The following is a 12,557-nucleotide window of genomic DNA, read 5'->3' on the forward strand; positions in this document are numbered from 1 at the left end:
GTCGGTCAGCTCCCGGCCGGCTTGGTCGCGCGCAGCACGCCGTAGTGCATGACCCCGCGCTCGTACGCCTGCTTCATCAGCGGCACCGAGTTGAGGAACCGGAAGATGTCCATGCCCTTGGCGCGGACCAGCTTCCAGATCACCGAGGGGTCGCGGACCACCGGCTTGACGATGTCCGTGGACAGCTTCCAGGTGTCCCACACCTGCTCCGACCAGTCGGCCGTGCGCACGTCGGCCAGGCCCAGCTCGCCCGCGAGCTGCGCGTAGCGCTCCAGCGGCAGGACGTGGGAGACGACGAAGTCGCGGTAGATGCGGTGCAGCAACCGGGTCTCGTCGGCGTCGAGGCTCTCGTCGCGGGCGCACCAGGTGGCGACCAGGAGCGTGCCGCCCGGCTTGAGCACGCGCATGCACTCGGCGAGGAACGCCTTCTTGTCCGGCATCAGCTCGCAGCTCTCCAGCGCCCACACGACGTCGAAGGTGTCGTCGGGGTAGTCGGTGTGCATCGCGTCGAGCAGCCGGAACGTGGTCTGGTCGGTGACGCCGGCCTCGCCTGCCTTCGCCTCGGCGCGGCCGATCTGCTCGGCGCTGATGGTGATGCCGTCCACCGTGCAGCCCAGGCGGCTGGCGAGGTGGACGGCGGAGGCGCCGATGCCGCAGCCGGCGTCGAGGACCTTCGCCATCGGCGGCACCGGGCCGAAGGCGATGAGCTCCTCGACCAGGCGCACCTGGGCGGCGTGCCGCCCGCGGTCGGGCTCGCCGTCGGCCCAGTACCCGTGGTGGATGTGCTCCCCCCACAGGTCCTCGTACAGCTCGATCAGCCCGTCGTAGTGGTCCTTGATGGCGGCATGGAGGTCGGGGGTGGTCCAGCGGGGTTCGAGCGCGCTCGTCGTCGTGATCGTCATGGCGGGAAGTCCCTCGGTTCGAGTGTGTCGGGTCGGGGCGGGGTCAGAAGCGGACGAGCGCCGATTCCATGGTCAGTCCGGGGCCGAAGGCCATGAGCACGCCGTACTCGCCGGGGGCGGGCCGCTCCTCGCGCAGGATCCGGTCCAGGATCAGCAGGATCGTGGCCGAGGAGCAGTTGCCGTGCTCGGCGAGGACCGCCCGGGACGGCGCGAGCTGAGTGGGCGTCAGATCCAGCTTCTCGCCCACGAAGTCGATGATCTTCGGGCCGCCGGGGTGGACGCCCCAGTGCCGTACGTCGCCGACGCCCAGGCCGTGCGGGGCGATCAGCCGCTCGACGAACGGGCCGATGCTCTCGCCGATGTAGAACGGCACGTACGGGGAGAGCGTCATCCGGAACGCCTGGTCCTCGATGTGCCAGCTCATCGCGTGCGTGGTCTCGGGGTGGGTCTCGGTGTGCGTTGCGAGGAACACCGGCCCCGGCGTGGCGCCGCCGTCGTCCGCCGCCAGCAGCGTCATCGCGCCCGCGTCGCCGAACAGCGCGTTCACGACCGCCTGTTCGGCGGTGAACTCCGGGCGGTGGTGCACCGAGCAGACCTCGGCGCTGCCGGCCAGCACCAGCTCGTCGGGGCGGGCGGCCAGCGCGTCGAACGCCGTCTTGAGGACGTTGAACGCGGCGTTGCAGCCCATGTGCCCGATGAAGGTGCGCCGCAGGTCGTTGCGGAGCCCGAACTCCTTGGCCAGCAGGATGTCGGGGGTCGGCCCCGCGTACCCGGTGCAACTGGCCATCACGAACGAGCCGATCCGCTCGGTGAGCCGGTCCGCGTCGCCCGCCGCGCCCAGGATGCCGCCCACCGTGCTGCGGCTCATCGCCAGGACGTTCTCCTCCCAGGCGGCCATCCGCGGCTTGATCGGCGGATAGCCGTCCGTGTACGCGGTGCGCGGGTCCCAGGCCATGTGCCGGGTGCGCACCCCGGAGCCGCGGAAGATCTCCTCGGCCTTCGCCACGTCCCGGTACCTGTCCCGGTAGTACGTCTCGAACGCGTCCTGCTGCGGGACGACGGTCTCGGGCGCCGCGGTGCGCAGCGAAAGCAGCTTCGCCACCCCGCGGGTCCGGGTGCGGGCGGCCGCCGGGGCCTCGGACACCGTCGTCATGACGCAGCCCCGGCGCCCGACTCGGCCCGTTCCTTGATGGCGCTCAGGAAGCCCCCGGTGACCGTCTCGCTCTGCTGCCGCGCGAACGGCTCGACCAGCGGCAGCACCACGGGCGCGATGTCGACGTCCGCCTCGGAGCGGGTGTCGATCTCCAGGAAGGTGGTGCCGGGCTCACTGCCGGGGGCGGTGCGGAACTCGCCCCAGGAACGGAAGTTGTGCGCGCCGACCGGCTCCCAGCGGATGCGGGCCGCGTCGGTGGTGTCGAAGCGGGTGCGGTGGTCGGGGGTGTGGCTGACGGCACCGTTGGAGATGGTGGCCAGCACATAGTGGTAGACGCCGTCGTCCTCGGCCGTCAGGCTCTCCACGCCCGGCATCAGCAGGCCGCAGCCCACGATGTCGAGCAGGAGCGCCCGCACGGCGTCCGGATCGGCCTTCACCTCGGTGCCGGCGACGCTGGCGGAGCGTATGGAGACCATGGTTGTCCTGTCCTTCACGAGGTGCTTCGTTTGACGGCGTGGCCGATGTAGCTGGCCGAGACATCGCCGGTGAGGGTGAACGCGCCCAGACGCCGGTGGCGCAGCAGGCCGGGCAGCAGCCGGGGCAGCGCCCGGGCGGGGCCCAGCCCGTGGGTGGCGGCGAGCCGCAGTCCGGCCGACGCGAGGAGCACCCGCAGCTCGGCGGGACGGATGAACATCTTCCAGTTGTGCGTGCCGGGCTTGATGATGCCCAGGAGCTTCTCGGCGACCAGGATGAGCAGCAGATAGCTGCGCACCGTCCGGTTGACCGTGTCGAACAGCAGCACACCGCCGGGCGCCAGGAGCCGGTCGATCTCGGCGAGCGCGGCCGGCAGGTCCTGGAAGTGCTCCAGGACGTCGGAGGCGACGACCGCGTCGGCGCAACCGTCCGCCAGACCCGTGCCGTACGCCGAGCCGACCTGGTAGGTCACCTCGACCCCGGAGGCGGCCGCGTGCCGGCGGGCGGCGGCGACGGTGCCGGGGGAGAGGTCGATGCCGGTGACGCGGTAGCCGCGCCCGGCGAGTTCCTCGGCGACGAGCCCGCCGCCGCAGCCGAGGTCGACGACGCGGATCGAGCCGGCGGGCCGGCCCGGGTGGCGTTCCTTGAGGATCCGGTCGAAGTACGCGGTGCGGGCCGGGTTCATCTCGTGCAGGGCGCGCAGCGGGCCCTCGGTGTTCCACCAGTCGTCGCCGACCTCTTCGTAGTACTCGTTGTCGATCGTCAGTGCCCCGGACATCACACCCACCTCGGGGTCTCGACCGGGCTGATGCCCAAGGTCGCCTTGCCGATGAACTCGCGGGCCATGTCGTTGGTGAACGGCAGCAGCGGGCCCGCCTTGACGTCCCGCCAGATCTGGCCGATGCGCGAGCCGTCCCGGATGCCGGAGCCGCCGATCACCTCGAACGCGGTGGCGACGACATGCTCGGCCTCGTTGGTGATGTAGTACTTCGGGATGCAGGTGTCGGCCACGAACGCCGGCAGGTCCTCGCCCGGGTCCACGTGCCGGGTCGCGTACTCGGTGAGCAGCGCGTCCATGGTGGCCAGCGAGGAGCGCATCCGGGCCACCGCGAACTGGATGCCCGGCAGCCGGGCCAGGTCGGCGACGGCCGTCGTGGCCCGGCCCCGGGTGCGTTCGACGGCCAGCTCGAAGGCCCGCTCGGCCAGCCCGAGGAAGACGGCCGCGAAGCAGTAGTGCCCCCACTGCTGACGGGCCATCACGAACAGCGGGGTGAGCCCGTCGGGGAAGACCGAGTCGTCGGCGTCGACCCGCAGCCCGTCCAGCTTCAGGGAGTGCGAGCCCGTCATCGGCAGCGCGAAGCCGTTCCAGGGCGCGACCACCTCGACACCCCGCTCGGGCTTGTCGACGAAGAACGCCGCCAGGTTGAAGGGAGGCTCCAGGTGGGCGTCGTCCAGGCCCGCGGTGACCACCAGATGGGTGGCCGCGTCGAACCCGGTGGCGAAGTGCTTGAGCCCGTCCAGGACGAACCCGTCGGGCACCCGCCGGGCGGTCGTGGAGGGCCGCACCCAGTTGCCGCCGGAGCCCTCGTCGGTGAACGGGCCCACGACGAACGCCCCGTCGCGCACCGCGCCGAACATCCGCTCGCGCACGGCCACGCTCAGATCGCTGCGCATCGAACCGGTCAGCACGGCGTGGATGGCCAGCGTGAACGCGGTGGACCCGCAGCCCCCGGCGATGATCCGCAGCAGCCGGGTGTTCTCCTCCAAGGTGGCCTCGAACCCGCCCAGGCCGGCGGGGACGTTGACCGCGGTGATCCCGGCGTCGATCAGGTCACGGATGTTCTCACCGACGAATTCCCCGGACCCGTACGCCTTCTCGGAACGCTCCTCGAACCGGCGGGCGAGGGCACGGGCACGGTCTTGCAACTCGGCCCAGCGCAGGGCCCGTTCGCTGCTCTGGACCGGTGTGGCGGTCGTCATGGCGTTCAGCCCTCCCAGCGGGGTTCGGCGAAGACCGGCACTCCGAGCGCGTGCTTGCCCGCCCACTCGGCGGTCACGTCGGAGTTCGGCGGGACGAGCAGCCCGGCCACCACATCGCGGTAGGCGCGCTGCAGCGGGTGCGCGGACATCAGCGCGGACCCGCCCTGGACCTGCATCGCGAGCGTGACCACCTCGTGGGCGAGGCGGCACACGCTGTTCTTCATCACGCTCATCTCGATGTAGTGGCCGAGCGGGTCCGCGGCGATCGCGGCGTCGTGGTCGGCGCGCACCGCCTGATACAGGTGCGCCTCGGCGGCCGCGAGCCGGGTGCGCATCTCGGCCACCCGGAACTGCACGCCCGGCAGATGGGCGACGGTGCGGTCCAGGACGTGCAGGGTGCGGCCGCGCTGCTCGCCGACCACCGTCTCCAGGGCGCCGCGGGCGATCCCGAGGAAGACCGAGGCGAAGCTGCACCACGCCCAGTGCACGCCCTGCATGAACATCAGCGGCAGCGCGCCCGGCTGCCCCACCATGTGCGCGTCCGCCACGAACAGGTCCTCCAGGAGCAGGGAGTGACTGCCCGTGGCCCGCATGCCCGCCGCATCCCACTGGGCGGTGACGCTCACGCCGCGCTCCGGCGTGGGCACCAGGAAACCGACCGGCTCCGGCAGCCCCCGGTCGTCGGTGCGGGCCGCGGACAAGAACAGCAGGTCGGCCGCCGGGAACCCGGTGAAGAAACCCTTGCGCCCGTTGAGCAGGTAACCGCCCTCCACGGGCTCGGCCCTGGTGGTGGGATGCCACCAGTTGCCGCCCACGCCGGGCTCGCTGAAACCGCCCGCGATCACCGCCCCGTCCTCGACGATGGCCCGGTAGGCCCGCTCGGCGGCCGGGCCGCCGATCCCCGCGATCATCGCGATGCCGTGGACGTGCATGTTGACCGCGAAGGCGGTGCTCGCACAGCCGGCCGCGAGGGTCTCCTGCGCCCGGCACAGCTCCTCCAGCCCCGCTCCGCCGCCGCCGTACTCGCGCGGCACGGTCATCGCGGTGTAGCCGCAGGAGACCAGCTCGGCGATGTTCTCGTGCGGGAAGTCACCCGCCCGGTCGTGCTCCGCGGCCCGGCCGGCGAACCGCCCCGCCAGCTCCTGGGCGAGCGCGACGAAGTCGGTGCGCGCGGGGGCGTCCTGAGTGAGGGTCATCGGGCGCTCCCCGCCACCAGCGGCCGCTCCTCGGGCACGGTGAGCGCCAGGTAGCGCACCAGGCTGCCGACCGTGTCCCCCTCCGCCCGGGTCGCCATCGCCAGCCAGTCCGAGATCTCCACTCCTGCGTACGCCTCCCGGATGCGCTCGAAGAGCTCGGCCAACTCCACCGAGTCCAGACCGAGATCTCCGGTGAGCCGGGACCGCTCGGTGATCTGCCGCCCGGCCGTGTCGGGGCGTACGGCGGCGAGGTGTTGCGTCAACGTCGTCATGAAGGCTTGCGCCCGGTCGTCCTGCACATCCGCTCCTGGATACCTGGGAGAAAAGTGGGTCGAAACCGTGGGAGAACCTGGTGGTGCGATGGCTGCGGGGTGCCTTTCGGCCATGGTGGCGGCCCCGGCTGTAGCGGCGGTTGCGCGGCCCGCGGCCGGCGGCGCCCGCCCCCGGGCGGCGCCCACGGGCGGGCCCCCGGGCGGCGGGGCCGCTCCTGACCGAGCGTCACCCCGCCCCCGCTCCGGCATCCGGGGCGCCTTCCAAGCGCCGCAGATCCGAGGCGCGGCGAGGAGAGCGCCGCCCCCCGGGGGGCCGCCGGCGCTGCCGGCTCCGGGCGGGCAGTGGCGCCGGCCGGATCGCGGCCCACGACCGGCTCGGCCGGCGGCTCAGCCCCTCACCGGCGCTGCCCTTCCCGCGATCGGTTCCCCCGACCGGTCCACCAGCCGCTCGGCCTCGGGCTCCACCACGGCGTGCACCACCGCCGTCCGCCCGGTGAGGAACTGCTGACGCATCAGCGTCCGCTGGATCTTTCCGCTGGTGGTCCTGCGCACCGTGCCGGGCGCCACGAGCAGGACGCTGCCCGCCGCGATCCCGAACTCCCCGGCGACCGCGGCCTGGACCCGGCCGACCAGCTCACGGCCCGCCTCACCGGTGTCCGGCGCCGCCTCAAGACCCGCGGCCTCCAGCACGAGCACCATCCGCTCCCGGCCCTGCGGACCGGCCGGCACCGTGAACGCGGCACCCGTGCCCAGCGACCGGTCCACGGCACGCGCCGCGGCCTCCACATCGTGGGGGTAGATGTTGCGGCCGTTGACCAGCATCATCTCCTTCAGCCTGCCGGTGACGAACAACTGCCCGTCCACGACGGCCCCCAGGTCCCCCGTGCGCAGCCAGCCCCCGGCCGACGGGCCGTCCTCGCCGGCCAGCCGCGCCCCGAACGTCTGCGCCGTGGCCTCGGCCCGCGCCCAGTACCCGCCGGCCACACTCGCCCCGCGCACCCAGATCTCCCCGACCTGCCCCTGCGGCACGGCCTGTGACGCGGCAGGGTCGACGATCCGTACCTCGAAGTCCTCGGCGCGGACCGTGCCACTGCTCACCAGGGTGCGGGCGCAGCCGTCCGCCGCCGCCGGGACGACCTCGCCGCGCTCCAGGGCGGCCGCGTCGACGCGGCGGGTGACCGGCGCGGCCCCGCGCGGCGCCCCGGCCACCAGCAGCGTGGTCTCCGCCATGCCGTAGCAGGGGAAGAACGCCTGGGGCCGGAAGCCCGCGGGCGCGAACCGGCGGGCGAACGCCGCCAGCGTGTCGGCGCGCACCGGCTCGGCGCCGTTGCAGGCGGACTCCCAGCCGGACAGGTCCAGGCGGGCGAGATCGGCGTCCTTGACCCGCCGTACGCACATGTCGTACGCGAAGTTGGGGCCACCGCCGATGGTGACCTTGTGCTCCCCGATCATCTCCAGCCAGCCCACCGGCCGGCGCAGGAAAGCGCCCGGCTCCATGAGCGCGGCCCGCGCCCCCAGCCACAGCGGCTGCAGCACATGCCCGATGAGCCCCATGTCGTGGTAGAGCGGCAGCCAGCTGCCGAAGACGGCGTCGCCGGTGGCGCCCAGCGAGCGCTGCATCGCCGCCTCGTTGGCCATGAGGTTGCGGTGCGAGACCATGACGCCCTTGGGGGTACTGGTCGACCCCGACGTGTACTGCAGGAACGCCAGGTCGTCCGGGCGCAGGGCAGGCGCCCGCCACTGAGAGGCGTCGCCCACCGGGCCGGCGTCCGTGGCCACGCAGGGCACGGACCGGATGCCGCTCAGCCAGGCCTCGATCTCCGGCGCGGCTTCCGCGGTGGTGAGCACCGCCCCGACCTGGGCGTCGCCCGCGATCCGGGCGAGGCGCTCGAAGTGGCGGGTGCGGTCGGTGGGCAGCGGCGCCGGGACCGCGACCGCGCCCGCGTAGAGACAGCCGACGAAGGCCGTCACGAAGGACAGGTCGGACGGGTAGAGCAGCAGCACCTGCCGGCCGGACAGGCCGCGCTCCACAAGCCAGGAAGCGATGTCCCTGGCCCGCTCGTCCAGCTCGGCGTAGCCGAGCCGCTCGACCCCCGACTCGCGGACGAACGCGAAGGCCTCGGCCCCGCCCCGCTCGTGCACCCGGGCCAGCAGCCGGTGTGTGTACGTCTCCTGATGCGTCATCAAAATCTCCTCGGTCAGGCGGACAGGGCGCCGGCCAGCACCGGGGCCCTGTCGTACCGGCGCATCACGGACGCGAGCTCCCGCAGGAAGACGTCCTCGTGGGCGCGGATGAAGAAGTGCCCGCCCGGCACCACCCGCACCTCGCAGCCGCGCCCCGCATGGCGCCGCCAGGCCACCACCTCGGGCACCGACACCAGCCGGTCCCTGGCCCCGATGAACAGGTGCAGCGGCACCCGCACGGCCTCCGTGTCCGGTGCGAAGGACGTCGTGCACAGCTGCAGGTCGTCCCGGGCGACGGGCAGCAGCGCCGCCAGGAAGTCGGGATGGTCCAGGATCACCCGGGGGATGCCGCCCAGCGCGGCGAGCGAGGCCACGAGTTCCTCGTCGCTCGCTCCCGGGTCGGCGATCTTCGGCGCCGGCAGATGCGGCGCCCGGTACGAACTCAGGGCCAGCGCCATCGGCAGCGGCGCGCCGCGCCGCTGCCGCCGGGCGGCCAGCGCGTACGCCACGAGGGCGCCCATGCTGTGCCCGTAGAACACATGCGGGTGCTCCAGCTCCGCGTCCAGCTGCTCGTCGAGATCCGCGACGAGCGCATGCAGGTCGGTGAAGCGCCCCTCGTTCATCCGGCCCTCGCGGCCGGGCAGTTGGACGGGCAGCACCCGGGCGCCCGCCCCGTGCAGGTCGAGGCCGCGCTGCCAACGCCGGTAGGCCGACGCCCCGCCGCCCGCGTAGGGGAAGCAGAACAGCCGCACCCCGGTCTCGGCGTCGTCCGTCGGAGAGGTGTGGGACAGGTAACGCGTCATTCCGTTCCGCCTCGGGCTCGTCCGGTTGTCTGGACGCCCGCCGGGACCGCGCCACCGCGGGCGGCGAGGACGACGGACCGGAGGGGCGGCGGACGTACGGGTCCCGGTGTGCGGACGCGCACGGGGCACCTGCCCGACCGGCCGGACACCTCGACGCACGGTGGAGCAGGTCCCGGCAGGCACGCCACGAGCATGCGGTTGACCGCTAAAAGACAGCCAAACTGGAGGTGCGCACGGGCCGGGGGCGGTTGTCGAAGAGCGCACGGTACGGCGAACCGGCCCACCGCGAACCGGCCCACCGCACCCGGCTGAGGGGGCCTCACCGGCGCCTGGCCGTCGGTGAGGCCGCCCTGGGCGCAGGGACAGGAAAGGGAGCAAGCCGCCGTGCGGGGGAGTGCGGGGGAGTGGGGAGCGGTGCACCGGTCATCGTGATCCGGGGTCAGCGCGGCCCCACGGGCACGTCCTTGCCCGGGGGCGGGGTGGGGACGGCCGGCTCGCCGGCCTCGTCGTGAGCCGCCTCGTCGTGAGCCGTGGTGCCCGCCGGACCGGGCAGCAGCAGTGCGGCGAGCACCGCGCCGGACGCGACGATGACCGCCGCGGTGACGAAGCCCGTCGGCGCTGCGGCCTCGACGCGGGCGCCGCGCGTCGCGGCGCCCGGCGCGCCGTGCGCGAGCACGGTGCCGATGACGGCGACGCCGACGGCGTTGCCCAGTTCCATCATGGTGTCGTTGAGGGCTGCCGCGTTGCCCGAGCGTTCGGGCGGGACCAGGGACAGCTCGGTGTCCGTCGCGGGTCCCAGGGCCAGGCCGACCCCCACGCCGAGCAGCGCGAGCCCGGTCAGGATGCCCGGGTAGCCGTCGGCCGCCGCGAGCGTCAGGGTGCCGGCCGCGGCCGCTGCCAGACCGGTGCCGACGCCGCCGCGCGGGCCGGCACGGCGGGCCAGCCAGGGGGCGACGGCCGATCCCGCTCCGACCGCGACCGCGATCGGGGCGAGTGCGAGCCCGGCCTTCATCGGACCGTATCCGAAGCCGAGTTGCAGGTGCTGGGTGAGGACGAACAGGGTGCCGGCCAAGCCGCAGAAGAGCAGCATGATGCCGGCGCTCGCGCCGAGGAAGACGGGGTGGCGCAACAGCGCGAAGTCGACCATCGGGTGGGGGTGCCGCCGTTCCCACGCCACGAAGCCGGCGCCGCACACCAGCGCGCCGCCGAACGCGCCCAGGACGGCCGGCGAGGTCCAGCCCCCGCCGGAGGCGTGGATGGCGCCGAACACCAGGCCCACCATGACCGCGGAGCCGAGCACCGCGCCCACCGGGTCCAGCGGCCGGGGCACGGGTGCCGCCGACTCCGGCAGCAGCAGCAGGCCCGCGACCAGGACGACGGCGACCGGCAGCAGGTTCACCAGGAACACCGAGCCCCACCAGAAGTGGCCCGCCAGGGCCCCGCCGAGCACCGGTCCCACCGCCACCCCCAGCGCGGACGCGCTGCCCCACACGGCCAGGGCGCGCGGCCGCTCGTGCTCGGGGAACACGTCCACCAGGATGGAGAGGGTGCCCGGCATGACCAGGGACGCGGCCAGCCCCATCACCGCCCGGGCGGCGATGAGCTGGCCTGCGCCGTCGGAGGTGAGGGCGAGGAGCGAGCCGACGCCGAACAGGACGACGCCGAGCAGGGTGGCCCGCTTGCGGCCGTACCGGTCGGACAGGGTGCCCGCGGTGAGCAGGCAGGCCGCGAAGACCAGCGCGTAACCGTCGACGATCCACTGGGTCGTGCCGATGCCGATGTCCAGGTCCCGCATCAGGCTGGGCAGCGCGACGTTCAGCAGCCCGTTGTTGAGGATGATCACGAACAGGGCGAGGGAGAGGACGGCAAGGACCGCCCAGCGGCGGGGGTCCGGCGGGTCCGCGAGCCGCAACGTGCGCACATCCTCGTCGTACGTCGACTGCATGGCTGGTCCTCTCCTCGCGGTCACGGGCGGCCCGGCGCCGGTGCGCACCCCGAGCGAGGCTGGCCCCGCATGCTGAAGCCCCGCTTGCGTGCCGGCCCGGCCCGGCGGGAGCGGCGAGCGCTCTCCTCCCAGGCCGCGCGGCGGCCCAGGCAGTGGGGCCCGGGCAGCTGGGTGCGGGCAGTGGGGCCCGGGTCTCTGGCCGCCTTGGCGCTTTGCCGGACTTTTAGCGCCGCGGCACACGATGGCGGCCCGCCATCGTCTCCTCGCACATGACCACGCTCGGGAAAGACGCCCGCACCGTTCTGACGTCGGCCGGCTCCCGCCTGCCCAGGCGGCGACACGAAAGGTAGTCATGATCAATCTTTTTCAGCCCCAGGTCGGAGCGGAGGAACTTGCCGCGGTCGCCGAGACCTTCGATGACAAGTGGCTGGGACACGGCCCGCGGACCCGGGCCTTCGAGGCCGCGTTCGCGCAGCACATCGATGTCCCCGCCGAACAGGTCGTCTTCCTCAACTCGGGTACGTCAGGGCTGTTCCTCGCCCTGGAGTCGATGGACCTGGGGGAGGGGGACGAGGTGGTACTGCCGTCCCTCAGCTTCGTCGCTGCCGCCAACGCCGTCCTCAGCTGCGGTGCCCGCCCGGTCTTCTGCGACGTCGACCCCCGCACCCTCAATCCCACGCTCGAGGATGTCGAGCAGGTGCTCACCCCCCGCACCAGGGCCGTCATCGTCCTGCACTACGGGGGCGCACCCGGTGACATCGTCCGCATCGCGGACCGATGCCGACAGCTGGGTGTCCCGCTCGTCGAGGACGCGGCCTGCTCGGTGGCCTCCCGGGTGGACGGCCGGGCGGTGGGGTCCTTCGGAGACATCGCCATGTGGAGCTTCGACGCCATGAAGGTCCTGGTCACCGGCGACGGCGGAATGATCTACGTCAAGGACCCGGAACGGGCCGCACGGGTCAGGCGCCTGGCCTACCACGGGCTGGCCCAGTCCAGCGGCTTCGGCTACGCGAAAGTCTCCTCGCGCTGGTGGGAGCTGGACATCGCCGAGCCGGGCCGCCGGGTCATCGGCAACGATCTCACCGCCGCGATCGGCGCGGTACAGCTGCGCCGGCTGCCCGAGTTCGTGCACCGCCGCCAGGAGATCTGCGCGCTCTACGACCGTGAACTGGCCGAGGTTCCCGGGCTGTTGCTGCCGCCCGCCCTGCCGGACGGCCACGAGTCCACCCACTACTTCTACTGGGTGCAGACAGCACCGGAGATCCGGGACGGCCTGGCCGGCGACCTCTACCAGGACGGCATCTACACGACGTTCCGTTACGCACCACTGCACAAGGTCCCGGCCTTCGGCTCCGAAACCCTTCAGCTGCCTCACTCGGACTGGGCCGCGGAACGGACCCTGTGCCTGCCCCTGCATCCCGGTCTGAGCGACGACGACGTGCGCACCGTCGCGGCGGCCGTGCGCAAGGCCGTCGAGAACCGGCGCGCGGCGCAGTGACCCCCGTGCGGTGAGCTGGAAACCTGCGCAACGACCCGGAACAGCTGAGGGTTACCGGGTACGGGCCGGGGCCCTCCCCCCACAGAAGGGGGGGGCCCCCGCCCGCGCGGCGGAGAGCACACCGCAGAACAACAATCACAAAGCCCGTTA

11 protein-coding genes are annotated in these 12,557 nt (G+C 73.2%); 1 reads left to right on the plus strand and 10 read right to left on the minus strand.

Annotated features, from left to right (window positions below; all coding sequences use genetic code 11):
* Nucleotides 1–5: 5 nt before the first annotated feature.
* The 10 genes from AB0L37_RS12675 to AB0L37_RS12720 all read right to left on the minus strand — a co-directional run bounded on the left by AB0L37_RS12675 (nucleotide 6) and on the right by AB0L37_RS12720 (nucleotide 10,909).
* Nucleotides 6–902, minus strand: a complete 897-nt coding sequence (locus AB0L37_RS12675) for a methyltransferase domain-containing protein (RefSeq protein WP_365503595.1) — start codon at nucleotides 900–902, stop codon at nucleotides 6–8.
* A gap of 43 nt (nucleotides 903–945) precedes the next feature.
* A complete protein-coding gene (locus AB0L37_RS12680; protein ID WP_365503597.1) occupies nucleotides 946–2,055 on the minus strand; it encodes a type III polyketide synthase in 1,110 nt (369 codons plus the stop codon).
* Entirely contained in the window at nucleotides 2,052–2,531 is a 480-nt protein-coding gene (locus AB0L37_RS12685; RefSeq protein ID WP_365503599.1) for a hypothetical protein, read from the minus strand. Before AB0L37_RS12685 ends, AB0L37_RS12680 begins: the two co-directional genes overlap by 4 nt.
* Before the next feature lie 14 nt (nucleotides 2,532–2,545).
* Nucleotides 2,546–3,307 (minus strand): bifunctional 2-polyprenyl-6-hydroxyphenol methylase/3-demethylubiquinol 3-O-methyltransferase UbiG, encoded by a 762-nt coding sequence (gene ubiG / locus AB0L37_RS12690; RefSeq protein WP_365503601.1) that lies wholly within the window; start codon nucleotides 3,305–3,307, stop codon nucleotides 2,546–2,548.
* Entirely contained in the window at nucleotides 3,307–4,509 is a 1,203-nt protein-coding gene (locus AB0L37_RS12695; protein ID WP_365503603.1) for an acyl-CoA dehydrogenase family protein, read from the minus strand. Before AB0L37_RS12695 ends, ubiG begins: the two co-directional genes overlap by 1 nt.
* Nucleotides 4,510–4,514: 5 nt before the next feature.
* Complete coding sequence (locus AB0L37_RS12700) at nucleotides 4,515–5,705, minus strand: acyl-CoA dehydrogenase family protein (protein WP_365503605.1); 1,191 nt, start codon at nucleotides 5,703–5,705, stop codon at nucleotides 4,515–4,517.
* Nucleotides 5,702–5,977 (minus strand): acyl carrier protein, encoded by a 276-nt coding sequence (locus AB0L37_RS12705; RefSeq protein WP_365503607.1) that lies wholly within the window; start codon nucleotides 5,975–5,977, stop codon nucleotides 5,702–5,704. Before AB0L37_RS12705 ends, AB0L37_RS12700 begins: the two co-directional genes overlap by 4 nt.
* Nucleotides 5,978–6,364: 387 nt before the next feature.
* On the minus strand, nucleotides 6,365–8,161 hold the full coding sequence (locus tag AB0L37_RS12710) for a fatty acyl-AMP ligase (RefSeq protein ID WP_365503609.1): 1,797 nt from the start codon (nucleotides 8,159–8,161) through the stop codon (nucleotides 6,365–6,367).
* 14 nt (nucleotides 8,162–8,175) lie between these two features.
* Nucleotides 8,176–8,964, minus strand: a complete 789-nt coding sequence (locus AB0L37_RS12715; RefSeq protein WP_365503611.1) for an alpha/beta fold hydrolase — start codon at nucleotides 8,962–8,964, stop codon at nucleotides 8,176–8,178.
* Nucleotides 8,965–9,403: 439 nt separating this feature from the next.
* Entirely contained in the window at nucleotides 9,404–10,909 is a 1,506-nt protein-coding gene (locus AB0L37_RS12720) for an MFS transporter (RefSeq protein WP_365503613.1), read from the minus strand.
* 352 nt (nucleotides 10,910–11,261) lie between these two features.
* Here AB0L37_RS12720 and AB0L37_RS12725 point away from each other — a divergent pair, with 352 nt between their 5' ends.
* A complete protein-coding gene (locus AB0L37_RS12725) occupies nucleotides 11,262–12,407 on the plus strand; it encodes a DegT/DnrJ/EryC1/StrS family aminotransferase (protein ID WP_365503615.1) in 1,146 nt (381 codons plus the stop codon).
* The last annotated feature ends 150 nt before the right edge of the window (nucleotides 12,408–12,557 follow it).

Origin of the sequence: Streptomyces sp. NPDC052225 (genome assembly GCF_040679615.1) — a bacterium.
GTDB lineage: Bacteria > Actinomycetota > Actinomycetes > Streptomycetales > Streptomycetaceae > Streptomyces.